Annotated in this window: 25 protein-coding genes and 1 pseudogene; 5 read left to right on the top strand and 21 right to left on the bottom strand. The window is 44.1% G+C overall.

Going from position 1 to position 22,992, the window contains the following annotated elements:
* The 9 genes and pseudogenes from PHP90_RS07270 to msrP form a co-directional block, all read right to left on the bottom strand.
* Positions 1-200 (bottom strand): annotated as a pseudogene (locus PHP90_RS07270) (insulinase family protein); the annotation flags it as partial.
* A 38-nt stretch (positions 201-238) separates the two neighbouring features.
* Positions 239-1,285 carry a dehypoxanthine futalosine cyclase gene (locus PHP90_RS07275; protein ID WP_299927502.1) on the bottom strand — a complete coding sequence of 349 codons (1,047 nt, stop codon included), beginning with the start codon at positions 1,283-1,285 and terminating at the stop codon, positions 239-241.
* A gap of 6 nt (positions 1,286-1,291) precedes the next feature.
* A complete protein-coding gene (nusB, locus tag PHP90_RS07280; protein ID WP_299927505.1) occupies positions 1,292-1,690 on the bottom strand; it encodes a transcription antitermination factor NusB in 399 nt (132 codons plus the stop codon).
* On the bottom strand, positions 1,690-2,160 hold the full coding sequence (gene ribE, locus PHP90_RS07285) for a 6,7-dimethyl-8-ribityllumazine synthase (RefSeq protein WP_299927508.1): 471 nt from the start codon (positions 2,158-2,160) through the stop codon (positions 1,690-1,692). Before ribE ends, nusB begins: the two co-directional genes overlap by 1 nt.
* 3 nt (positions 2,161-2,163) lie before the next feature.
* The gene (gene kdsA, locus PHP90_RS07290; RefSeq protein ID WP_299927510.1) at positions 2,164-2,964 is read right to left on the bottom strand and encodes a 3-deoxy-8-phosphooctulonate synthase; all 801 of its coding nucleotides are present in this window, start codon (positions 2,962-2,964) and stop codon (positions 2,164-2,166) included.
* A gap of 43 nt (positions 2,965-3,007) precedes the next feature.
* Entirely contained in the window at positions 3,008-4,237 is a 1,230-nt protein-coding gene (locus PHP90_RS07295) for an FAD-dependent oxidoreductase (protein ID WP_299927513.1), read from the bottom strand.
* A 37-nt stretch (positions 4,238-4,274) separates the two neighbouring features.
* Positions 4,275-5,423 (bottom strand): aminoacetone oxidase family FAD-binding enzyme, encoded by a 1,149-nt coding sequence (locus tag PHP90_RS07300; protein WP_299927516.1) that lies wholly within the window; start codon positions 5,421-5,423, stop codon positions 4,275-4,277.
* On the bottom strand, positions 5,420-6,022 hold the full coding sequence (locus tag PHP90_RS07305) for a ferric reductase-like transmembrane domain-containing protein (RefSeq protein WP_299927519.1): 603 nt from the start codon (positions 6,020-6,022) through the stop codon (positions 5,420-5,422). Before PHP90_RS07305 ends, PHP90_RS07300 begins: the two co-directional genes overlap by 4 nt.
* 9 nt (positions 6,023-6,031) lie before the next feature.
* Positions 6,032-6,952: a protein-methionine-sulfoxide reductase catalytic subunit MsrP gene (gene msrP, locus PHP90_RS07310; protein WP_299927522.1), complete on the bottom strand. Its 921-nt coding sequence runs from the start codon at positions 6,950-6,952 to the stop codon at positions 6,032-6,034.
* A 51-nt stretch (positions 6,953-7,003) separates the two neighbouring features.
* On the opposite strand from msrP, the gene rimO reads away from it, so the two are divergent.
* Together rimO and tilS are read left to right on the top strand one after the other, a co-directional pair.
* Entirely contained in the window at positions 7,004-8,320 is a 1,317-nt protein-coding gene (gene rimO, locus PHP90_RS07315) for a 30S ribosomal protein S12 methylthiotransferase RimO (protein WP_299927525.1), read from the top strand.
* A complete protein-coding gene (tilS, locus tag PHP90_RS07320; protein WP_299927528.1) occupies positions 8,313-9,329 on the top strand; it encodes a tRNA lysidine(34) synthetase TilS in 1,017 nt (338 codons plus the stop codon). Before rimO ends, tilS begins: the two co-directional genes overlap by 8 nt.
* Here tilS and lon read toward each other — a convergent pair.
* A complete protein-coding gene (lon, locus tag PHP90_RS07325) occupies positions 9,283-11,706 on the bottom strand; it encodes an endopeptidase La (protein WP_299927531.1) in 2,424 nt (807 codons plus the stop codon). The genes tilS and lon overlap by 47 nt on opposite strands.
* A 20-nt stretch (positions 11,707-11,726) precedes the next feature.
* Positions 11,727-12,446, bottom strand: a complete 720-nt coding sequence (bamD, locus tag PHP90_RS07330) for an outer membrane protein assembly factor BamD (RefSeq protein ID WP_299927534.1) — start codon at positions 12,444-12,446, stop codon at positions 11,727-11,729.
* 126 nt (positions 12,447-12,572) lie between these two features.
* Here bamD and fliW point away from each other — a divergent pair, with 126 nt between their 5' ends.
* A complete protein-coding gene (gene fliW, locus PHP90_RS07335; RefSeq protein WP_299927536.1) occupies positions 12,573-12,962 on the top strand; it encodes a flagellar assembly protein FliW in 390 nt (129 codons plus the stop codon).
* Positions 12,955-13,716 carry a pyrroline-5-carboxylate reductase gene (locus tag PHP90_RS07340; RefSeq protein WP_299927539.1) on the top strand — a complete coding sequence of 254 codons (762 nt, stop codon included), beginning with the start codon at positions 12,955-12,957 and terminating at the stop codon, positions 13,714-13,716. The genes fliW and PHP90_RS07340 overlap by 8 nt, the downstream gene beginning before the upstream one ends.
* A 5-nt stretch (positions 13,717-13,721) precedes the next feature.
* On the opposite strand, the gene PHP90_RS07345 is transcribed toward PHP90_RS07340, so the two are convergent.
* The 7 genes from PHP90_RS07345 to PHP90_RS07375 are packed head-to-tail and all read right to left on the bottom strand — an operon-like array spanning position 13,722 to position 18,786.
* A complete protein-coding gene (locus tag PHP90_RS07345; protein ID WP_299927542.1) occupies positions 13,722-14,240 on the bottom strand; it encodes a hypothetical protein in 519 nt (172 codons plus the stop codon).
* Positions 14,237-14,761, bottom strand: a complete 525-nt coding sequence (locus tag PHP90_RS07350; protein WP_299927545.1) for a hypothetical protein — start codon at positions 14,759-14,761, stop codon at positions 14,237-14,239. Before PHP90_RS07350 ends, PHP90_RS07345 begins: the two co-directional genes overlap by 4 nt.
* Entirely contained in the window at positions 14,758-15,789 is a 1,032-nt protein-coding gene (locus PHP90_RS07355) for a hypothetical protein (RefSeq protein ID WP_299927548.1), read from the bottom strand. Before PHP90_RS07355 ends, PHP90_RS07350 begins: the two co-directional genes overlap by 4 nt.
* The gene (locus PHP90_RS07360; protein WP_299927551.1) at positions 15,786-16,637 is read right to left on the bottom strand and encodes a tyrosine-type recombinase/integrase; all 852 of its coding nucleotides are present in this window, start codon (positions 16,635-16,637) and stop codon (positions 15,786-15,788) included. The genes PHP90_RS07355 and PHP90_RS07360 overlap by 4 nt, the downstream gene beginning before the upstream one ends.
* Positions 16,627-17,250: a lysophospholipid acyltransferase family protein gene (locus PHP90_RS07365; protein ID WP_299927554.1), complete on the bottom strand. Its 624-nt coding sequence runs from the start codon at positions 17,248-17,250 to the stop codon at positions 16,627-16,629. The genes PHP90_RS07360 and PHP90_RS07365 overlap by 11 nt, the downstream gene beginning before the upstream one ends.
* Complete coding sequence (gene miaB, locus PHP90_RS07370; protein ID WP_299927595.1) at positions 17,243-18,547, bottom strand: tRNA (N6-isopentenyl adenosine(37)-C2)-methylthiotransferase MiaB; 1,305 nt, start codon at positions 18,545-18,547, stop codon at positions 17,243-17,245. The genes PHP90_RS07365 and miaB overlap by 8 nt, the downstream gene beginning before the upstream one ends.
* Entirely contained in the window at positions 18,544-18,786 is a 243-nt protein-coding gene (locus PHP90_RS07375; RefSeq protein WP_299927557.1) for an HP0268 family nuclease, read from the bottom strand. Before PHP90_RS07375 ends, miaB begins: the two co-directional genes overlap by 4 nt.
* A 162-nt stretch (positions 18,787-18,948) precedes the next feature.
* Between PHP90_RS07375 and nusA the strand changes: the two genes are divergently transcribed.
* Entirely contained in the window at positions 18,949-20,082 is a 1,134-nt protein-coding gene (nusA, locus tag PHP90_RS07380; protein ID WP_299927560.1) for a transcription termination factor NusA, read from the top strand.
* A 109-nt stretch (positions 20,083-20,191) separates the two neighbouring features.
* Here nusA and PHP90_RS07385 read toward each other — a convergent pair whose 3' ends face one another.
* The 3 genes from PHP90_RS07385 to PHP90_RS07395 all read right to left on the bottom strand — a co-directional run bounded on the left by PHP90_RS07385 (position 20,192) and on the right by PHP90_RS07395 (position 22,857).
* Positions 20,192-20,479 carry a GIY-YIG nuclease family protein gene (locus PHP90_RS07385; RefSeq protein ID WP_299927562.1) on the bottom strand — a complete coding sequence of 96 codons (288 nt, stop codon included), beginning with the start codon at positions 20,477-20,479 and terminating at the stop codon, positions 20,192-20,194.
* A gap of 45 nt (positions 20,480-20,524) precedes the next feature.
* The gene (locus tag PHP90_RS07390; protein ID WP_299927566.1) at positions 20,525-21,478 is read right to left on the bottom strand and encodes an ABC transporter permease; all 954 of its coding nucleotides are present in this window, start codon (positions 21,476-21,478) and stop codon (positions 20,525-20,527) included.
* 80 nt (positions 21,479-21,558) lie between these two features.
* Positions 21,559-22,857, bottom strand: coding sequence for an OprD family outer membrane porin (locus tag PHP90_RS07395; RefSeq protein WP_299927569.1), 1,299 nt, complete (start codon positions 22,855-22,857; stop codon positions 21,559-21,561).
* Positions 22,858-22,992 lie beyond the last annotated feature (135 nt).

Below are 22,992 nucleotides of genomic sequence, written 5' to 3' on the forward strand. Positions count from 1 at the left end.
TGCATCGATACAATCGGAAGCCGTTTATCCTCTTCGAAAATAACGGGTACTTTTACCCCTTTAACCTCAACAAAATCCAATGTGCTTGCCATAAGTGCTTGCCCTAATAATAAAATCGTGAAAAAAAGAAGTCTGCCAAAAGCGCGGTTCACTGCGCGTGGGCTCTCCGCCGAGGAGAACACAGCGTTAGCGTAGCCCAAAGGGGCTTTGCTCCTTTGGCGTTTTAACTTTATGTTACTCACGCAAATTTCTCTAATATATCATACGCTGTGTTGCGAATCGCCGGAGTTTCGCCGATATCTCGGATGAGACGAACCATCTCGTCTTTTGCCATACGAAACCCTGCGCCCGCACTGCGGACAACATTCTCTTCCATCATTGTCGAACCCAAATCGTTTGCACCGTAAAGCAATGCCATTTGACCGATGTATGGCCCTTGCGTTACCCATGAGCTTTGGATATTCGGGAAATTATCCAAGAAAAGACGCGATACTGCCAAAAGGCGTAAATAACGGTTCGAGGATTGTTTCTCGATTTCCGGATACTCTTCCATGAGCTGAGTATTCTGACCTTGAAACGACCACATTATAAAGGCACGGAAACCGCCTGTTTCGTCTTGTAGGTCACGTATCAGGTTCCAATGCTCAATAATCTCTTCATCGGTCTCTACCGTACCGTACATCATCGTAGCAGTCGATTTGATCCCGAGTTTGTGCGCTTCGCGGTGAACCTCTAGCCACACTTCACTGTCGATTTTTTTCGGAGCAATGATATCACGGACACGGTCGCTCAAGATTTCAGCCCCTGCACCCGGAATCGAAGCCAATCCTTTGGCATGTAAACGCGAAAGACACTCTTGTATCGTGATATGGGAAACTTTGGCAATAAAATCAAGTTCGATGGAAGAAAAACCGTGAATCGTAATTTGAGGGTATTTGGTATGAATATGCTCTACCAAATCTTCATACCACTCGATTTTGAGTTTAGGGTGAACGCCGCCTTGAAACAAAATCTGTGTTCCGCCGATCTCAAGTAATTCATCAATCTTTTGGTCGATCTCATCAAACGTCAAGACATAGGCATCTTCATCTTTGCCGTGACGGTAAAAGGCACAAAATTTACAATCGACCCAGCACACGTTGGTATAGTTGATATTACGGTCAACTACAAAAGTAGTGATCCCCTCGGGATGAAGTTCTTTTTTACGAGCCGTCGCCATTTTCCCGAGTTCTTTAAGATCTCCGTTACGAAGTAGATCGAGGGCTTGTTCTTTAGTGAGACGCATAATAACCTATTTATCTTTGGAGATTGCGTCCAAAACGCCGTTAATAAACTTCGGAGACTGTTCGCTCCCGAATGCTTTCATCACTTCGATCGCTTCATTGATAATAACCGCTGAATCGAGTTCGCCAAACATAATTTCATATGCTCCCAGACGGAGTGTCGCACGCTCGATTGAGCCTAAACGGTCAAAATCCCAATCTTTGAGATGTTTATCAATCGCTTCGTCCACTTGTGACAAATGATCAATGACCCCTTTAAAAAGATCAAGAGCAAAATCACGTTGTTTGTTACGGATCTTTTTCTCTTCGAGGATCTCGTCACTGAAATCAGAAATACTTTGATTTCCCAAATCATACGCGTACAAAAGACTGACTACCGCCATACGGGCTTGATGTCGTGTTGCCATTAGTTACCAATCTCTTCGTAAAGATCAAGCATTTCGATCACAACGGTCATCGCTTCAAACCCTTTGTTACCTGCTTTGGTCCCAGCACGCTCGATTGCTTGCTCGATGGTGTCTGTAGTCAAAAGTCCGAACGATACCGGTTTTTTGTGTTTCAAACTCACCGTTGCAATCCCTTTTGTCGCTTCAGCCGAAACATAATCGAAATGAGGAGTCGAACCGCGGATAACGGCACCCAATGCACAAACGGCATCGAATTTACCGCTGCTGAGGAGCTGCTCGATCACCATCGGAAGTTCGAATGCACCCGGAGCTAAAACGTGGGTCAAATCATCACTGTTTCCCCCATGTCGTGCATACGCATCTTTTGCCCCTTCGACTAATCTATCAACGATAAAATGGTTCCATCGTGTACTGACGATTGCCACTCTTTTATCTTTACGAACACTTAGTTGTCCTTCGATAATTTTCATGAATTAATTTCCTTTGACTGAATTGATTTGTAATAGCGTCTCACTCAACGCTTCAAGTTGTTCTAATTTTAGCATATTTGGGCCGTCGCTCAAAGCGCATGCAGGATCGAAATGGGTTTCGAAGAAAAACCCGTCTACTCCGACTGCTGCTGCTGCCCGTGCCAAATGAGGAACCATCGAGCTGTCCCCACCTGTTTTGCCCGTTCCCGTTCCCGGCATCTGCACCGAATGGGTGGCATCAAAAATGACAGGGGCAAACTCTCTCATGATCACTAATGAACGCATATCGACGACAAGATTGCCATAACCAAACGAAGATCCGCGTTCGCATAACAAAACACCGTATTTTTGAGATGCTTCGTAACTTACCTCATCGCATCCGCGTGTTTTGAGCACTTTAGCCACTGAAAAACGCATATCTGCGGGAGTCATAAACTGCCCTTTTTTGATATTGACGATTTTATCGGTTTTTGCCGCCGCTACAAGCAGGTCGGTTTGACGGCATAAAAAGGCCGGAATCTGGAGCATATCGACAACCTCAGCCGCAATCGGAACCTGATAGCTTTCATGGACATCGGTAACGATTTTGTATCCGAAATCGTCTTTCACTTTTTGTAAGATCCGAAGTCCCTCTTCGATCCCGGGTCCGCGATAGCTCTCTAGTGAAGTACGATTGGCTTTATCAAAACTCGATTTGAAATAAAAATCAAAGCGAGGATCATTTTGATAGCGCTCAAGCGACTTTGCAATCTTAAAAATCGACTCTTCACTTTCAATGACACACGGTCCGGCTAAAAGTATCATCCATACTCCTATGAGTTAATAGTGATATTGTACTGTGAAAAAATTAAAATCCCTTTCGGCATGAAGGTTTCTTTTTTTGCAACAGCTGAACCCCTTTGGCACACTGCAAATGGATACGAAAACGGTAGCTTCGCATCACGATCGTTTTTATCCAATAACCCACTAAACCGCTGAATCGAATCCATCCCAGCAAAGAGACACTGGCATATTTTCCGCCCAATGCGATAAGGGTTCCGCGCATCCGTAAATCAACTGGGCTCATAGTTTCATTTTTCATTAACGCTAAGATATTTTTTGCCGCATATTCAGCACTTTGTTCCGCACTTTGGGCTGTAGGAGGGATCAGATTGCCTTTTTTACCGCGTAACTCAGCTATATCACCGGCTACAAATACTTTCTCACATGAAGGTAGAGCTAAATAATCATCGACGATTAATTGCCCTTTTTTATTTTTTGGAACATCTATTGCCGATGTCAAAGTCGAAGCGACAATCCCTCCGGCAAAAATCATAAAATCAAAATAAACAGACTCTTTTTCATTGAGAGTCATAGTATGTTCTTCAACCGATGTAATACGGGAGTGATTGATGATTTTCACCCCGAGCTGCAAAAGGCGTTTTGTTGCCTGTTGGACCAAATACTCTTCAATTCCGTCCAAAACATTTTCATGGGGTATGATTAAAAAAACATGGATGTTATCGCAGGTGAGTGTATTGTCTAAATGAAATTGACGAATATAAAACGCCATCTCCGCAGCGATTTCGACGCCGCTGAGACCTCCGCCGCCGATCACGATATTGAAAGATTCGGTGCGCCATCCCCCCTCACTCTCCATTTTTTCATACAAACGCTGTTCAAACTGCTGTTTGAATGCCAATGAGTTCGAAAGCGTTTTAACCCCGTGTGAATGTTCTCTCAGTCCGGGGACAGAGCTATGATACGCAGTACGGCTCCCTGCACACAGCAATAGATAATCAAACGAATGACCCGAATTTTCTCCGACAACATGCATGTTCTCAAAATCGATCTCACGGACGGTGTCTTTGACGTAGAGGACTTGCTCACCATAACTCAGACAAAGCGCAACCAGATCGATCGAAACCATCGTCATTGAGCACTCATTGGCGATCAATTCATACGCATCGGTTTGTAAAAAATGATAGGGGTGCTGATCGATCAATACGATATCGCAGATGCCTGACGCAGCCAGAATCTTGAGTGCTTTAACCCCTGCATATCCTCCGCCGACGATAACAACACGATGGCGTTTCATAGTGTCCCTCACTCTATAAGCTTTGGAACCGATTATATCACTGTTTCATTATCGCAGTGGAACAAACGACCGCGGAGCTAAATGCCCACTGAAAATTGTATCCCCCCAACTCTCCCGTCACATCGACCGTCTCGCCGATACAATACAACCCTTTGACTTTTTTCGCTTCCATATTCATCGGATCGATCTCTTCGCATGCAATCCCGCCGCGGCACGCTTCGGCTTTGCTAAAGCCGAATGTTCCGGAAGGGGCCATCGCGTAATTGCGGATCAAAGCCAATGTTGAACGTTCGGCTTCGGACAAACGGTTGCACGGTTTATCTTCCAATCCGACGGCATCCAGAAATCCTTTCATAAACCGCTTTGGCAACGGCAGTGCAGTACTGAGAAGCTTCTTCTCATTTTTGATCGCTCCCAAATCAAAATCGGGTAAAAAATCGATCACTATCTCACCGCGATGCCAGTAAAGCGAAGCCGAAAGGACGACGAGACCGCTGATCCCTTTATGGGCAAACAAAAAATCTTCATCCAACATTTTACCCGCAACATGGATACGGGCAGGAAAACTGACCCCGCTGAGCTCTTTCATCCAAAACTCTTTCGGCTGCAACGTCAGACCTACCAAAGCCGGAACAAACGGAACCGTTTTAAGACCGTAATGTTGGGCGATTTTGAGACCGATATCACTCGCGCCGAGTTCTTTGTAGCTCGCACCGCCCGTTGCGACTACCACACGATCGGCTTGGAACTTCCCCTTGTCAGTCGATACCGTAAACGGCTTTTCTCCTTCAACTGAGAGAATTTTGTGGTTCAAAAGCATATCAATTCCCTGAGCACGTCCGAGTAAAATCGATATGATCTCCTCACTGCTTTTTGGGCAGAAGTAGTAGCGATCTTTTCGGATCACCGGACGCAATCCGCCGTCTTTAAAATAATCCAAAAGTGCTTTTTGCCCAAATATGGAGAGTGCATTTTTCACCAAATTTGCATCTCCCAGAAAATGCGTTTCATCCACCTCGACATTGGTGAGGTTGCATTTTCCTCCGCCACTGGCTTTGAGCTTCAGTGCGGGGCGGCTGTTCCCCTCGATAATCGCGACTTTTAGAGAAGTATGTTCTCGCAATTGTGCGGCACACATAAGTCCGCTTGCCCCCGCTCCAAGGATTATAACATCGTAGTGTTTCATCGTTTCAGCAGCCGCAAAGCCAAAAGGCTAAAGAGAGTTCCCACCACAGCAATATGGGTCAGTGTAACCGTTTTATGACTCATCAAATAATGAACTGCAATCAACACCACGGCAATATAGATCAGTTTATGCCACCCTTTGAATTTCGAAAAAAGTTTTCTGCTTGACGTAAGCGCCATAATCAAAAGAATTAAAAACGCTCCCATACCGAATGCGATAAACGGTTTAGTGGTCACTTCATGGATGACACCGGTTACACTAAACTGCTGATCGATGGCAATAAATAACATCGCATGGATAAAGGCATGGAAAAATGCGAATAATCCTAAAAGACGCCGATATGGCAGGAGATTGATTTTCAAATAGCTCCGTAGCGGTGAAAGAAGCAGCGTTAATGCTAAAAGCCATAACGCACTGTTTCCGCAAAGATCGCTCAAAAATTTAAGCGGATCATTGGGTGTTTTTGTCAAAACCACACGAATATATCCTTCGATGAAGAGAAATATATCGCTCAACCATGCCGGATGTAAATCAGCACTAAAACGGATGGCTGCATATAAAATCGGCAACAGAGCACCGATCCAAATCAAAATTCTCATAAATCCTCTTTAGTAAAACTTTCGTAAATCCATATTTTTATACAAATGTGCCACATTAGCCCCATAGCCGTTAAAGGCTAGAGTATCTTGTTTAAAAAATTTACCCAGCACACGTTCGCGCGCTTGTGACCATCTTGGATGATCGACAGCAGGATTGACATTGGCATAAAACCCGTATTCATTCGGGCCTATTTGGTTCCATGTCGAACGGGTTTGGTGTTCGCTGAGGGTAATTTTGACAATACTCTTGATACTTTTAAACCCGTATTTCCACGGTACAACCAAACGGATCGGAGCACCGTTTTGAGGCAAGAGCTCTTTACCGTATAGCCCCACGGCCAAAATAGTGAGCGGGTGCATCGCTTCATCGATCCGAAGCCCTTCGCGGTATGGAAACGGAATACTACCAAAAGTTTGCCGTTGTGCCGGAAATTGGACGGGATCAAAGAGCGTCTCAAAGTCAACGTATTTGCTTTTTGAAGTCAATCCGGCCTGTTTTAACAGTGATGAGAGACTGAAACCGACCCACGGTACTACCATCGCCCACCCTTCGACACACCGGAAACGGTATATTCGCTCTTCCAACGGTATCTTTTTGATCAGTGTATCGATATCAAGCGTCTGCGCCTTTTGCACTTCCCCTCCGATATGCAGTGTCCACGGTCGGGTTTTAAGATTTTTGGCCAATTTTGCCGGGGACTCTTTATCGGTTCCGTACTCGTAAAAATTATTATACGTCGTAATTTGATCATACGACGTTAGTTCCAAAGTGCTTTTGGCTTTTTCATATCCCAGTGCCGCCATTAGCGGTGAGGTTCCCAACAGCGCTGCTGCCGCACCCAGTTTCATCAACTCCCTGCGTTCACGGTAAATCGACTCGGATGTTATCTCGGATGAAGGTATCTCATCATAATTGGTTCGTCTAAGCATCTTCAACCTCCAGTTGGCTATAATTGCACTATATTATCCAAGGGTTGGTAAATGTCCAAAAAGCTCCATATAGTCTCATTAGGCTGTACTAAAAATCTTGTCGATACCGAGGTCATGTTAGGTCGACTTAAAGATTTTGAAATGACCGATGCAAGCAATGAGGCAGATGTCATTATCGTCAATACCTGCGGATTCATCGATGCGGCAAAACAAGAGTCGCTTAACACCATCTTCAACCTCGATGCCGGACGTAAAAAAGAGTCAGTTCTCGTTATGGCAGGGTGTCTCTCTGAACGTTACAAAGAGGAACTTTCCAAAGAGCTTAAAGAGGTCGACATCTTCACCGGTGTCGGCGATTACGACAAAATCGATGAACTTCTCGCCGCAAAACAAAGCCGTTTTACCCCTGAAGTCTATCTGATCGACGGTGCGGAACGGGTTGTTACGGGTTCAACGTATCACGCCTATATCAAACTCTCCGAAGGATGCAACCAAGTGTGCAGTTTCTGCGCCATCCCTTCGTTTAAAGGGAAACTCCACTCGCGCGATTTGGAGAGTATCGCTAAAGAGGTCGAAGGGCTTGTCGCAAAAGGGTATTACGATTTCAGCTTTGTCTCCCAAGACTCCAGCTCGTATCTGCGCGATCAAAACACTTCTGATGGTCTCATCCACCTCATCAAACGGATCGAACTGATCGACGGTGTCAAAAGTGCCCGCATCCTCTATCTCTACCCTTCGACAACATCGCTGAAACTGATCAAAACCATCGGCGATTCGAAAGTTTTCCACAACTACTTTGACATGCCGATCCAGCATATCAACGACGAGATGTTGAAAATCATGAAACGGGGATTCGGGAAAGAAAAAACGTTGGAACTCCTTAATGCGATGAAAGCATTGCCGTCTTCATTTATCCGTACCAGTTTCATCGTCGGCCATCCGCAAGAGTCAGAAGCGATGTTTAACGAAATGGCAGAGTTCGCTAGCAGTTTTGGATTTGACCGTATCAACGTCTTCAGCTATTCGGATGAAGAGGGAACCAGTGCTTATACAATGGAGGATAAAATCCCTTCTAAAACGATCAATGCCCGTGCTAAAAAGCTGGGTAAAATCGCTTCAGATGTTGAATTGGCGAGTCTGCAAAAACTCGTGGGTTACGAGATTCCTCTCGTCATCGACGGAGAGAGTGACGAGCATGAGTTCCTCCTCAGCGCACGTGCCCTGCTCTGGGCACCGGATGTGGACGGTGAAATCTACGTCAACGACCGTGAGGTCGAAGGTGAACTGAGTTTTGGAAAAATCTACCGTGCCCGTATCACAGAACTCGCCGAAAAACGGCCTCTTGCTACCGTAACGGGCGATGTCTGATCTCCTCCATCTGGATCTTCTAAAAGAGGGGAAAGTTCTCCTCGCCTTCTCCGGAGGGGTCGATTCAACCGCGTTATTTCATCTGCTCTGTGAGCATAATATCTCTTTTGACATTGCTCACGTTAACTACCATACCCGCGAAACCAGTGATGCCGAAGAGGCAAGTGCAATCGCTTTAGCCGAAAAACATGCATTGCAATGTTATACCCATTCATGCCATCTAGGCGGTGCAAATTTTGAATCCCGTGCACGTGACGAACGGTACCGATTTTTTAACTATCTGATGGATAAACACGGCTATAGCTATCTCCTCACCGCGCACCAGCTCAATGACCGGCTTGAATGGCTGATGATGCAGATGTGCCGCGGATCAGGCTTACCCGAGATGCTGGGAATCCGTTCTCATGACAAACGTGACGGGATAGACATTTTACGCCCCCTGCTCGAATGGGATCGAGAATCGATCGAAGAATATCTTCATACGCACCACATTCCTCACCATATAGATGAGAGCAATGCGGACGAACGCTATACCCGTAACTTTTTTCGCCACCGCTACAGTGCACCGATGATGCGTGAATACCGAGATGCAATTCGCAGAAGCTTCCGCTATCTGGAAGAAGATAACGATGCATTGATTGAGGCAATGGAGTTTACAACCGTTGATCAGCTCTCCTATGCGCATAACCCATCCTCATTCCGTTCTCTTCTCTACGGTATTGATATTTTCTTGAAAACAAACGGATATCTGCTAAGCCAACATGATAAAGAAGCACTAAAAGGGGGAGGAGAGCATATTATCGGAAGACGTTTTGTCGTCTCTATCGATACCCACTATACATTTATTGCCCCGTACGAGCACAGTGCTGTCATGGATAAAGGGTTTAAGGAAGAGTGCAGAAGCTTAAAGATCAGTTCAAAACTGCGGGGCTACCTTTACGGTGCCCCGAAGGCCTATGATGTTATGCGTCGATTAAAAGGCGCTCTAACACCTCTTCGATTCGACTAACACCGACGATTTCAATCGCTGCTTTGACTTCATCGGGTATATCACTCAAATCACGATCGTAATTTTTCTGCGGAATAAGAGCCAGCTTCATCCCTGCACGGTGTGCGGCAATCAGTTTTTCTTTGAGTCCGCCGATCGGAAGAACATTTCCGGTCAATGACACTTCCCCCGTCATTGCGATATCGGCACGTACTTTTTTATTGGCTAAAATGGACGCAATAACCGTAGACATAGCAATCCCCGCACTCGGACCGTCTTTCGGGGTTGCACCATCTGGTACATGGACATGCAGATCAAAACGTTTATACACTTCACTCGCATCGAGTGGTATATCACTTTCTCTCTCAGCCGGTGAGAGAGGGATGATCGAGTGATCCACACTGATTTTCCCCTCATCGATCAAGGTTTTGACGACGGAGAGGGCGATGCGGGCCGACTCTTTCATCACGTCCCCTAAACTTCCGGTGAGCTGAAGAACCCCTTTCCCGTTGATTCGGATTGCTTCGATTTTCAGAACATCTCCGCCGACTGCCGTCCAAGCCAGCCCATTAACGACACCGATACGATCGACATGGTCGGTACGATCAATCTCAAAAATCGTTTTTTCCAAAAAGTCTTTGAGGTTTTTAAGGGTAACACTCACTTTTTGAGTCGTCGGTTCTTCGAGAATCTTTTTAGCCGCTTTACGAACGATATCCGCTACACGGCGGCGTAAATTACGGACTCCCGCCTCACGTGTGTGTTTTTCGATTACTTCAGCCATCGCCGTTTTTGAGATGGAAAGTTCGCTCGGTTTGAGACCGTGTTTTTTCAACTCTTGCGGAATCAGATATTGTTTTGCGATTTGGAATTTCTCCTGTGGCGTATACGAGCTTACCGAGATAAACTCCATACGGTCACGCAACGGTCCCGGAATCTGTCCTACATCATTTGCCGTAGCGATAAAAATCGCTTTGGAGAGATCGAGGTTGAAATTGAGATAATAATCTCTAAAATGGGTGTTTTGTTCCGGATCAAGGATCTCGAGCAATACCGCCGTCGGATCACCGCGATGCGATTTTGCCACCTTGTCGATCTCATCGAGGACGATAACCGGGTTCATCTTTTTCGCTTCGATCACCCCTTGCACGATACGTCCCGGCATTGCACCGATATAGGTACGGCGATGCCCGCGCAGTTCATTCACATCTTCGAGTCCACCCAATGCGATCCGTACTAACGGACGTTTTAGTGCCGTTGCGATCGAGTTTGCAAGCGACGTTTTACCGACACCCGGAGGGCCCGCGAAACAAAGAATCGCTCCGCGCCCTTCTTTATCAGCAATACCGCGCAATTCAAGCAGTTCTTTGACCGAGAAATACTCCAAAATACGCTCTTTCGGTTTTTTGAGGGAAAAGTGGTCTTTGTTGAGCTGATTTTCGACATCATGGATGTTAAGAGCTTTTTTTGCCTCTTCACCGTACGGAATCTCCAGTACCCATTCGAGATAGGTCTGAATCATCCCCGCATCGGCACTGTCGGGATGCATCCGCGCAAAGCGTTCCAACTGCTTGTTGATCTCTTTGTAGGCATCGGGATGCATTTTCTCTTTTTTGGCTTCGAGTTTTTTACGGAATTCCTCGATCTCTTCATCGCGATGCGTATCGGTTCCGAGCTCTTTTTGGATCTGTTTGAGCTGCTCTTTGAGGAAATATTCTTTATTCACTTTTTCGATACGGGTATGAACTTTTGAGCGGATCTCTTTTTGGAGTTTGTTGGCTTCTGTCTCTTCGATCAATTCATCGATCAACATCAAAAAGCGCTTCTCAGGATCACGCTCAATAAAGAGCTTGTAAGCATTCTCTTTTTTGATTTTAATAGAGCTGCAGATGAGATCAACGATTCGGTTATACTCGTGATTCTCTTCGATCGTACGGAGTAAATCAGGAGGGAAGTAGCTGCTTACCTGTGAAAGGGCACGCACTTTTTCCCGTAATACTTCCAAAATTGCATCCATCTTCAGTTCATTCACTGCATGTGACGCAATCAGATCAACATGAGCACGTAACGGGTTGTCATGCACCATTTCGATTACATGCCCACGTGCGAGTCCCTGAAAAAGTACTTTAATCCGTCCGTCGGGAAGAACCACTTTACGCATGATCGAACCGATGACTCCGGCATCGTAAATCGAGCCGCCCTCACGTTCGCCTTCATGTTCCGGCTTTACAGGGCATACAATAACGAGCGAATTGTTTTCAATCGCTTCGGCTGCCGCTGCAATATTTTTTTCATCGTTCAAAAAGAGCGGTGAAATCATAAACGGGTATAAAAAAAGTTCATCTTCCGCAATAACCGGCAGATTTGTCGGAAAAGAGCTGTAGTTACTAAGTTGCATTGAAAAAAATTCCTTAAATCTTATTTACTTTCGTTGTCATCCATTGAGATAACACTACGTGTTTTCGGGATCATAAAATCATACCAGCTGCTGCTGCCGTCTCCTTCGAACATTTCACGGTACCATGAAATATTCGCATTGACCACTTCATCCGGTTTAATCCATGTGACCGGAGCCATAGAACGATAGTAGGCTGCACCTTTCGGTTTATCCAAACGTTCGTACAATTGGGCGATCTGTTCATCGAGCACCCCACGAGCGAGTTGCAATTGTGTTTCCATCGTATTGACTTGAGCGATATAAATCGAATAGGGATAATTCATTTTGAAAGCATCAACCCCTTTTAGCGTCTCATCAATCAATCCTTGATCCCGTCCCGGGTTCGGAAGCGCCAAAAATTTTGCTTTGACTTTCAAAAATTCGGCAAACTCACGACCTTCCGGTGTTGCGTATCGTCGGATATACTCATCCAAAAAGTGCTCGGCCAACAAATACTCATCATGCGCCATATGTGCCTGTGCCATAATCATAGTCGCTTCTGCCAAAAATGGAGACCCTATATGTTCACTTTGCAAAGAACTGAAATAGCTGTCCGCTTTTTCCAAATTCCCGTTGGAAACCGAAGTAACCATTTTTTCATACCAATATTCTGCCGGTTTGTTATATTCTTCCACTTCTTTGCTGCCGCATCCGGTCATTAGGATAAGAAGTGCCATCGCGACTAACCACGTTTTAATCATTGTTAAACCTACATTTTTTAATTATGAAGCTATTTTACCGTAAAGTAATTAAACACCTCTGCCATAAGTTGAAACTTTTTACTTTCATGTGTTAAAATCAGACCATTATGATACAAGAAGGTAGTTATGCAGTTTGATTTAAAGCTTCCGTTACTCGGTTTCGAATCGGTTTCCAAAATGGAACTCCAAAAAATAGATGAAATATTTTTACGTCTTGAGAGTATTGGAGACGGGCCGTCCTTTACCCTGATCAACCCTTTTGCTCTGCGTGAATACTCTTTTGATATCCCCTCATCCCTTCAGGCATTAATGGGGATTACACCCGAGAGCAATTTACTCATTTATAACATCATGATTTTGCAAACACCGATTGAAAAATCAACCATCAATTTTGTCGCTCCGCTCATTTTTAATACAGACAATCAAACTATGGCTCAAATCATCATCGATAACCGCGCCGATTTCGGAATTGCAGACCCGATTAAAAACTATCTCAAAGGCTCAGACGATGTCTAAATCCATCACCTTTGTCGGTAACGGTAAAATGGCTCTTGCTCTTGCCAAAGGGCTATGTGAAACCAATACGATTGAGGTGATCGGTCGCAGTATGAGCGCTATGGAGCAGTTTGAACGAGAGCTCAGAGTGCCGGTCAAGAAGACCTTGTATGCCAATGCAGACATTACAAATAAAACGGTTATTTTATGCGTCAAACCTGCCAATCTCAGTGAAATCGCTCCACTTCTCAAAGGAAGCGCACAAACACTCTATTCGGTGTTAGCCGGAACCCCTCTTTCAGCTCTTAAAAGCGTCCATGCACACCATTATTGCCGGGCCATGCCCAATCTGGCTGCGGAAGCCGGCGCTTCAATGACATCTTTGGTCGGAGACAATGAAATTTCTACCAATGCTATCGCTTTGTTTAATACCATCGGTGCCACATTGTGGCTTAACAGTGAAAAAGAACTTGACATTGCTACTGCCCTCGCCGGAAGCGGCCCTGCCTATTTGGCTTTAATCGCCGAAGCACTCTGTGACGGAGCGGTGCGAGAAGGGTTGAAGCGCGATGATGCAATGGTGCTGATGCGAGGACTGTTTGAAGGGTTCGGCAAACTAATCCAAACCGTTCACCCCGCCATTTTAAAAGATAACGTTATGAGCCCGGGTGGAACAACGGCCGCAGGTTACGGTGCACTGGAAAAAGGGAATGTTCGCAATGGGTGTATGGAAGCGATCCGCGCAGCGCATGAGCGTGCTAAAGGGATGAAGTAAGAATACTATTTCTTACTTTCTTTGCTATTATGAACCCGCATGGTAAAACTTGAACGTATTTTATCTCCGTCCCGTTCAAAATGAATCGGGAAATTCACTCCGATAATCCACTTGCTTTTATTGATATTTTCTAAAAACGTATAAAAACTTTGCGGCGACGTGATTTTGGACGTTGCATTGACTTCATACACTTTAAATGTACCGTTGCTGTCAAAGGTTGTCACTTCGGTCAAATAGAGATCCGAAAACTCTTTTTTATACAACCGCTCAAACTGATCCGGATTAAAATGGGTATTAAATGCTGTAATGGTTTTAGCGTTTTGTGTTTCTATCTCTTTGAGTCGACTTTCGATATTATCATATTTATTTTGGGCCAGTTCGAGTTGCTGAAACTCTTTTTTACTCTCCAAACGAAGCGATCGGTATTCTTTTCCCTTCGGTATTAACAGTAAGAAAGAGAAGCCCACAACAGCGCATAAAAGGATGAATGAGAGGATCACCATATAAAGGGTTTGGCGATTCATTGTATCTCCTCAGCGGTATCTTCATCCAGATAATTCGAAGATACAAAACGATACCATCCGTTTTCAACCGGATAAAAGCTTGTGTAGGTTCGATGGAAGATGGATCTCAGCGGTGCATGTAACATGTATTCATAAGTATCTTTGTTCGGTGTCATCCCATATAAAATAAGCGATGATGCATCCAATTCCGCTTTATCCAAGGTGATATCGTCCGGAACCAAATCAAAAAGATTTCGGATACTCTCTTTCATAACCGTATTATCCGTAGTTATCTGATCGGCAGTTTTAACTTCTGCTTCAATCGTTGCGATCCGTTCTTCCATCTCATTGATTGCTTTGTTCAATGCCGATTTTTTTTGAGAGACGCTCTCTCTTTCATACACGAAAGCATACGTTGTATATTGCAAGAAAAGATAAGTTCCCACCAACATCATGATCGTAACAACGAAAAAGAAAAGGACAAGCCGCAATTCTCCGCTAATGAGTCGTTTAGGGCGAGGAGATATAAAACTGTGTTTCACAGCCCCTCCTCTTCATCTATAGCAAGGGATATCACCGTATCAAGAGTATCAATACGCCGAATAAGAACGTTTAAAAAGAGCTCTTCTTCCAAATATCGTTTCAGCTCCGTACCGCTCCCATATGCGTCGGCAATGTAAACTGTTTCAACAAATCTATTCTTGCAATATTCTCCCGCATAAAAATCTGAAAGTGTTTTTTCGATCAATTCAAAACGGGCATAGTCATCGTTAAAACGGTCCAATTCCCCTTTAACTTCATCGGCATGAGGAACAGAAGCATGTTTTTCAATCGAAGTTGGAGCATCATCGCTGAATTCTACAATCTCTTCGAGCGCATCCAAATCTTCAATATCGCTCAAATCATCCAATTCATCGATGATGTCAAGATCATCCAAACTTTCAATGTCATCGAGGCTGATCCCTTTTTCGTCTTTTTCCTCTTCGTCAACACCGAGCGAAAAACCTGCCGGACTTCCCTCTTCGACAATCGTAGAAACACTGTTTTGATGCATCGGATAGTGATGTGCAAACTCAAGTTTTCCTTCTTCGAAAAATGCAATACTAAACGAATCTTTCAGTGCAAACGCATACAGGGCCAATCCCCCTGTAAGTTTATCTGCGAAAAAACGTTCAATGATTGAAAAAGGTGAAAAAAGAAAATCAAGTCCTACCGGAGCATACTGTTTTAACAGCTCTTCCAACTTTCGCTCTGATGTATAGAGAGTCCATTTCTCATTACGGCAAAGAGTTGTAGTTCCGTTTAGGAGATTATCTTCCCCTTGTGAAAAACATTTCGGAAATGCCCCTTGATGAGGGGATGGATTTAACAATGCCACATAGTGTAACGGAGATTCTTCAATCTGTTTATGGACAAAAGAGAGGGCATCATTTAGAGCAGACTCCCCTTCATAGCGCTTACTCTGTTTGTTGATAAGTTTTTTTTGTTTTTGGGTAACGACACGTATGTCATACGCATTGCCGTCATAAACAATAGCGATGAAAATTTTCTGATACAGCCAGCTGATCACTGAGAATCCTCAGGAGAATGGCATAGTGGATGCGATTTGAGATAATGATCCATCTTTAGCGCGTTTCCCAATTTGGTATAAATCTGTGTCGTAGCCATACTTGCATGACCCAATAATTCGCTAACATCGGCAATACGCGCCCCATTGTTTAACAGCTCAGTAGCATACGAATGACGCAATTGATGAGGGGTCACTTTCAGTCCAACCTTTGCGAATGCCTTGGTAATCATATATCTTAGACTATTTTCGCTTAATTTTTCACCTTTAGCCTCAAAAACGTACGCTTTAGAGGGGGATATGCGTTGATATGTCTGTACCATTGTCGTGATATTACCCAACATCGGAACATCCCTTTCTTTATCCCCTTTTCCCCGAACTCGGCACCATTCGTGTGATATATCATCTACTCTCAAGTTGGTAAGTTCAGAGATTCGAAGCCCCATGGTATACAGCATTGTAATTGCCAATTGAGCCATTGGGTCGGCACACTGCAATGCATGAATGATGTGGTCATGTGATACCGGCTTAGGGAGAGTTTTCGGGGTTTTGACGCTCTCGTCCCCACGTAATTCAACCGTTTTTTTCTGAGAGCGGAGATATTTGACAAAGCTGCGGATCGCACTGAGTTTTGCAGCGATTGTTTTGGATTTTAAAGGAGCGATACGAAGCCGAAGCGGCATCAAATTGATCATGAGAATATCCGCTTCATCGTGTATCTCTGCATACAGGAGCATCTCGTCAATTGCATCATGATAGCTTCGAATCGTGAGAGACGAATATCCCCGTATACCGTCAAGATATTTTAAAAATGCTTCTTTTGCACGATGCAGTTCGTTTTCAGAGGGCATGTTCCATCAATTTCTCTTTGATAATCGACTTTGCCGCTTCCATCTCCAACCCTTCAAGATCGATCGGCTCAGAAGCAAAAAAATCGAGCGTTCCAAACGGCTTAGGTACTGTAAAACGGTCCCAACTCGGTAATTGCCAATAACGAGACGGTACACAGCTGTAAACGATCACTTTAGCTTTGCGTTTTTGCGCCATGATCACCACTCCGTCACTCATCACATGACGAGGCCCTTTTGGACCGTCCGGAGTGATCCCGATATCGTATCCCTCACTTAGGGATTTAAGCCCTTGGATAAGTACTTTAGCTCCGCCGCGCGTTGTTGAGCCGTGAATCGTTCCGAGCTTAAAATAGCGCATGATCCGTGCGATTATTTGTCCGTCAAAATGATCCGAGATAAGAACGTTTGCTTTAGGAGATTCACGAAACTGATAATAGAGATACGGTTGAAGCAGAAGATCCCCATGCCAAAAGGCAAAAATCACCGGCTCAGAGGGGATGATTGAAGGGAGATGAAACTGTTTTTTGTTTGTAAGATAAATAAAACGGATCAGTAGCGTTCCAATCGGCGGAATCAACCATAACGCCAAAGAGCGCAGAAAACGTTTACGCAATGATTTCTCCGTACTGTACAGACCTCGAAACTCCCGTAATTTTCACTCGGGCTATTTTGCCTAACCACTCTTCAGAGCCTTTGACTTTCACCATGATGTTGTTATCACTTCGTCCGGCTATATATCCGTCGTTTCGCAGCTCTTCAAAATAGACCTCAATCTCTTTATCCATCAATCCTGCCGTAATGGAATCAAGAATCGTGTCCTGGAAAGCCTGAAGCGTAGTCAAACGCTCTGAACCCAGTTCCGAATCAATCGTGTTCGTAAATCCTTCCGCTTCTGTCATAGGACGCGGAGAGTATTTAAAACTAAAAATCTGCTCAAATCGCACTTGCCGCATTACGTCGAGTGTATCTTCGAAATCTGCATCACTTTCACCCGGAAAGGCAACGATAATATCGGTACTGATATTCACATCCGGAACCAGCTCACGTAATTTTTTTGCACGATTTAAAAACCACTCTTTGGTATATCCGCGTTTCATCGCTTTAAGAATATCATTCGATCCGCTCTGAAGCGGCATATGCATCGATTTGCAGATTTTCGGATTGCGTGCAAACTCTTCGATAAACTCATCGTCCATGTGCAAAGGGTGAGGTGAGGTAAATCGAATACGCTCTACCCCTTCAACGGCACTCACACGACGAAGCAATTCAGTAAAGTTCATTTTTTCGTTATCCCCCGAAAAACGTCGTCCGTAGTTGTTGACATTTTGACCGAGCAAGAAGATCTCTTTTGCTCCGCCAGCAACCGCTTTACGCGCTTCAGCAACAATCAAATCCGCAGGGATAGAAATTTCATCACCGCGTGTTTTTGGGACAATACAAAATGTGCACTGTTTATCGCAACCAATCGAGATATTGATATAGGCTTTATACGGGCTGCTTCGGAAGTCTTTAAACGCAAACTGCGATTCATCGAAGTCGATTTCGACTTCAACCGCTTTATCCCGATGCAATACATCCGCAATCTTTGAAACATTTCGGGCACCGAGAACAAAATTAACATACGGAGCCCGTTTGATAATCTCTTTCCCTAAATGCGATGCCGTACATCCGCATACTCCGATTTTAGCATCGGCTTTTTTGAGTTTGTTAAAAACACCCAACTCAGAAAAAAGCTTATGAACCGGCTTTTCACGTACTGAACAAGTATTGATGAGAATTAAATCGGCTAAAGCGGCGTCATCGGTGAGTTCATACCCTTCATGAGCATTCAACTCAGCGATCATATGCTCGGAATCGCGCACATTCATTGCGCATCCAAGCGTCTCAATAAAAAGTTTTTTGGCCATTATAAAATGTGGACCTCGTACATGTATTCATTCGCGGAAAGTCCGTATTTGACTTCACGCATGTAAAAACTTTTCCCTTCGCTTTCGAAATGATCTTGAAGAGCAAGAAGATCTTTATGTGAGTTTTCACGATCAAAATAGAGGATCGATGAATTGCTTTTTTCGACCATTTCAGTGATTTTTTTGAGGTCGATTTTTTTTGGTTTGGCGTCGTGTTCGCTGCGTGCGATTTTAAGTTCCATGGTATTTCCCTTGATAGAGTTCTTGATATTAGGGGGATTATAGCGGTGATATGATAAATATCCTATTAAGAGAAATTTATGTATAATACATATCCTTCATAAAAAAAGCTTTCCCAACCAACACAATTTTTTATGAGTTACCACCTAAAAGAGGATAGTCCTATGGAAAATATTTTAGACATTATTGATTCAATTGCCAATGAAAAAGGGCTTAGCCGCGAAAACGTCCAAGAGGCTATCAAAACTTCCTTTATCCAAACCGCTAAACGAATTATCAATCCGACATTCGCTTTTGAAGCCGATATCGATGACCGAACCAAACAGGTAAAACTGCGTCAAATCATCACGGTTGTTGCCGATGATGCCCCTGAGATCGAGGGAGAAAACGTCGGTGCTTATATGAGCATTACTGCGGCGTTAGAGATTGACGACGAAGCCGAAATCGGCGATCAGCTCCAAATGGAGCACGACATCGAGAGTTACGGACGAAGCGCATTCGCAACATTGCACCGTGAGATCGAATTTCATATCCAACGTCTCGTGGAAAATGAACTCTATGACAAATACAAAAGCAAAATCAACCAAATCGTCTCCGGGCGTGTCACCCGTGTAGACGGAGATCAAAACACCACAATCGAAATCGATGAGATCCGTGCCGTATTACCGATGAAAAGCCGTATCAAAGGGGAAAAATTTAAAGTCGGAGATGTCGTCAGTGCACTCGTTCGCCGTGTTCATGTCGATAAAAGCAGCGGTATTTCGATGGAACTTTCCCGTACCGCTCCTAAATTCCTCGAAGAGCTTTTGGCCCTTGAAGTCCCTGAGATCAAAGACGGCATCGTCGTTATCGAAAAATGTGCCCGTATCCCGGGAGAGCGTGCCAAAATCGCCCTCTATACTAACCGCCCGCAAATCGATCCGATCGGTGCGACTGTCGGTGTACGCGGTGTCCGTATCAATGCGGTAAGCGAAGAACTATGCGGAGAAAACATCGACTGTGTCGAATACAGTTCTTCACCGGAACTTTTCATTTCCCGCGCTATGAGCCCGGCAATCATCAGTGCCGTTGTCGTAGAAGAGTCTGAAAACGGTGACAAAAAGGCCATCGTTACCCTACCGAGTGATCAAAAGTCTAAAGCAATCGGAAAAAGCGGTATCAATATCCGTCTTGCATCAATGCTGACCGGCTATGCCATCGAGCTTAATGAAGTGGGTGGAACGACACAAATGGGTGAAAAAGCTCAAGAAGAGAAGAAAGAAGGGCTTAGCTCGCTCGAAGCGCTTTTCGGGAACTGATTTCGTCATTCCCGCGAAGGCGGGAATCCAGCTGTCTTTAGGGATGGATCCCCGGGTCAAGCCCTAGGATGACGATACCCGTCATTCCCGCGAAGGCGGGAATCCAGCTTTAAAGTATCCCTTCATACAAATCTTTCCATTCGGGATTAAACTCTTCAATAATTCTCAATTTCCAATTACGGTTCCATTTTTTAATTGCTTTTTCTCTGCTAATAGCCGATTCCATTGTTTCGTGTAATTCATACCATACCAGCATAGCAACATCATATTTATCACTAAAGCCTTCTAATAGATGATTTTTATGTTCATAAATACGTTTAGAGAGATTGGAAGTGACACCAATATAGAGTGTTCCATTAGGCTGAGACGCTAGAATGTATACAGCAGGCTGTTTCATTTAATACCTTTAGCTGGATTCCCGCCTTCGCGGGAATGACGAATATTATCGTCTCACAAACGGATTTAACTTCAATAGAACCGCATCTGCAATCTGATTCCCTATCAACGTCAAAAACGCACTCATCATCAAAATCCCCATAATCACCGGATAATCCCGACTCATTGCAGAGAGATAAAAGAGCTGACCCATCCCCTCTATCCCAAAAATCGATTCCAATATCACTGATCCGCCTATCAATCCCGGCAATGAAAGACCCAACATTGTCACGATTGGAGGCAGTAGATTCGGCAAAATATAATAACGGATAATCTTACGCTCATCAATACCGCGAGCACGTGCGAAATAGATGTAGTCGCTTTTGAGGATTTCAATCACGAGTGAACGAATATATAGGGCTAAACTTCCGATCCCTACAAAGATCATAACGGCTATAGGAAGCGTCAAATGCCATGCCATATCGAGATAATACCCGATCCCTTCCGGAGGCTCGAGAGAGTGCATCCCTGCGATCGGAAACCACCCTAGCGTAACACTGAGCACCATCATCGCAACCAATGCCAAATAGTAGGATGGCATTGCGAAACTAAGCAGTGATATCTGATTTAAAACTTTATCGGTTTTTTGCCCATAACTCATTGCTCCCTTAATCCCCATCCACAATGAAATGACAAACGTCACGACCAAAGCAACGGCATTCATCCAGAGTGTTACCGGGAGACGATCCGCAACTACATCGCTGACCTGTGCTCCGCTGACAAACGAAATACCAAAGTTGAGGGTTAAAAGATTAACTATCCAATCCATATACTGTTGAAGAAGCGGTTTATCGAGACCGTAAATAGCGCGCAGCTGGGCGATTGATTCGGGAGTCATATTGGGATTGAGTTCTCCTCCCATAAAACTGTTCGGCGCCAGATGAATCGCACCAAAAGAGATCAGGGAAATCAAAAAGAGCATAAGAAACGTATATAAAAAGGACCGGATAAAATATTTCATAGAGTGATTATAACGAAAGAGGAGAAAAAAAGTAACAAAGAGGATTCACCCCACGAGGGGTGAAAAGCGAAACATATCTCTTAGAAGTTAAGAGTTAGGTAAGCTTGAAGAGTATTGTAGCTGTTAGCATCATTAGCTTTTGTATTGATATACGCTAATGTTGTATCCAATGGTCCGAATGATTTAGAAGCTGTAACAGCCACTTCACTCAAATCACCAGATTTATTTGCCCAATCAGTGTTTACATTTGTATAGTATGCACCCAATTTAGCGATATCTTTTACATTATATTCAGCTGTTAGGTTCCATGCTGTTGCATCTGAAGCACCAACAAATCCATATGACCAGTACGACTCAGTATACAATTTAGATTGTGCATCAGTTGTTGCAACGTTAGCAACATTTAATCCACCATTTTTATTTCTGTCAGAATATGCTGCAGAAACATTTAAATTTTCTACACCAGTATATGCGAGTTTAACTGCAACCGCTTTGCTGTCATCACTACCAGCAACTACAATTCCTGTTCCTTTTGGTGACATATCAGCATATTGTACGCCAACTTTTACACCTTTGATTAATTGGCAATCCCAATCAGCTTGTAACCAGTAAGCATCGGCAACGTCTACTACGTTATAGTACCATGCTTGTGCAACAAGTGGTTTGAAAGAGTTGTTAACGATAGCTGCTGCATAAGCGCCATCCAGTACAAATGTATTAAAAGTTCCACCTTGATTCACAACACCAAAATCAGCACCGACTACAGCAGCTCCAGCTAATTCTGTATGAATTCCACCATTACCTTTTCCTACCCATGCACCGACCAAAGTGGTATCCGGGATATCTTGGTTGATAAGAACCGCAGCTTCAAAAGTGTTTGGAACAATTGACCATGTTTCAGTAAATGCTAACGGAGTGTCAAGTGACATACGACCTAATTTTGCTGTTGTTTTTCCAAGAGTAGCAGCTGTCCAAAGTTCACCGATCCATCCAGCATCATTAACTTGTGCTCCACCAGAAATTGCATTTTTCGCAAACGCTGTATTTGAGTTTTGTCCAATACCATGTGCACCTGTCCATGTATTGCTTACAAGGTTGTTTTCAAGACCAAGAGTACTAACTCCATACATAGTAGCACCAAAAGAGATCCCTTTAGCCAAATCTCCTGTAACACTAACACGAAGTGCAGTATCTGCATAGCTTCCTTCGCCATTAGTAAGAGCTTTTACAGCATCGCCTTTGCTAAAAAGACTAGCATCACCCATATCATTAGTACCGTAGAAAAGTTTAGCGTCACCACTTACTTTTACATTGTCGATTGCGAACGCACTTGCTCCGAGCAATACTGCTGCTGCAAGACTCATTTTAACTAACTTCATTGATTCTCCTTAAGTTAAAGCTTGACCTTATGTTTTTGTTTCGTCGGGGTTAATTGTAACGCCGCTATTCTTAAACATAGCTGTAAAAAAATAATTTTGTTTTCCGTTGGTTTACTTTATGCAAATGCCCGTGTT

Source organism: Sulfuricurvum sp., from assembly GCF_028712165.1.
Taxonomy (GTDB): Bacteria; Campylobacterota; Campylobacteria; order Campylobacterales; family Sulfurimonadaceae; genus Sulfuricurvum.

Excerpts from the sequence above, each read along its gene's own strand:
- nusB (WP_299927505.1), bottom strand. The coding sequence starts at position 1,690 with ATGGCAACACGACATCAAGCCCGTATGGCGGTAGTCAGTCTTTTGTAC.
- msrP (WP_299927522.1), bottom strand. The coding sequence starts at position 6,952 with ATGCTTAGACGAACCAATTATGATGAGATACCTTCATCCGAGATAACA.
- tilS (WP_299927528.1), top strand. The coding sequence starts at position 8,313 with ATGTCTGATCTCCTCCATCTGGATCTTCTAAAAGAGGGGAAAGTTCTC.
- lon (WP_299927531.1), bottom strand. The coding sequence starts at position 11,706 with ATGCAACTTAGTAACTACAGCTCTTTTCCGACAAATCTGCCGGTTATT.
- PHP90_RS07360 (WP_299927551.1), bottom strand. The coding sequence starts at position 16,637 with ATGCCCTCTGAAAACGAACTGCATCGTGCAAAAGAAGCATTTTTAAAA.
- rimO (WP_299927525.1), top strand. The coding sequence starts at position 7,004 with ATGTCCAAAAAGCTCCATATAGTCTCATTAGGCTGTACTAAAAATCTT.
- PHP90_RS07275 (WP_299927502.1), bottom strand. The coding sequence starts at position 1,285 with ATGCGTCTCACTAAAGAACAAGCCCTCGATCTACTTCGTAACGGAGAT.
- PHP90_RS07345 (WP_299927542.1), bottom strand. The coding sequence starts at position 14,240 with ATGAATCGCCAAACCCTTTATATGGTGATCCTCTCATTCATCCTTTTA.
- nusA (WP_299927560.1), top strand. The coding sequence starts at position 18,949 with ATGGAAAATATTTTAGACATTATTGATTCAATTGCCAATGAAAAAGGG.
- PHP90_RS07395 (WP_299927569.1), bottom strand. The coding sequence starts at position 22,857 with ATGAAGTTAGTTAAAATGAGTCTTGCAGCAGCAGTATTGCTCGGAGCA.
- PHP90_RS07340 (WP_299927539.1), top strand. The coding sequence starts at position 12,955 with ATGTCTAAATCCATCACCTTTGTCGGTAACGGTAAAATGGCTCTTGCT.
- PHP90_RS07295 (WP_299927513.1), bottom strand. The coding sequence starts at position 4,237 with ATGAAACGCCATCGTGTTGTTATCGTCGGCGGAGGATATGCAGGGGTT.
- bamD (WP_299927534.1), bottom strand. The coding sequence starts at position 12,446 with ATGATTAAAACGTGGTTAGTCGCGATGGCACTTCTTATCCTAATGACC.
- PHP90_RS07300 (WP_299927516.1), bottom strand. The coding sequence starts at position 5,423 with ATGAAACACTACGATGTTATAATCCTTGGAGCGGGGGCAAGCGGACTT.
- PHP90_RS07375 (WP_299927557.1), bottom strand. The coding sequence starts at position 18,786 with ATGGAACTTAAAATCGCACGCAGCGAACACGACGCCAAACCAAAAAAA.
- fliW (WP_299927536.1), top strand. The coding sequence starts at position 12,573 with ATGCAGTTTGATTTAAAGCTTCCGTTACTCGGTTTCGAATCGGTTTCC.
- PHP90_RS07305 (WP_299927519.1), bottom strand. The coding sequence starts at position 6,022 with ATGAGAATTTTGATTTGGATCGGTGCTCTGTTGCCGATTTTATATGCA.
- kdsA (WP_299927510.1), bottom strand. The coding sequence starts at position 2,964 with ATGATACTTTTAGCCGGACCGTGTGTCATTGAAAGTGAAGAGTCGATT.
- ribE (WP_299927508.1), bottom strand. The coding sequence starts at position 2,160 with ATGAAAATTATCGAAGGACAACTAAGTGTTCGTAAAGATAAAAGAGTG.
- PHP90_RS07385 (WP_299927562.1), bottom strand. The coding sequence starts at position 20,479 with ATGAAACAGCCTGCTGTATACATTCTAGCGTCTCAGCCTAATGGAACA.
- PHP90_RS07390 (WP_299927566.1), bottom strand. The coding sequence starts at position 21,478 with ATGAAATATTTTATCCGGTCCTTTTTATATACGTTTCTTATGCTCTTT.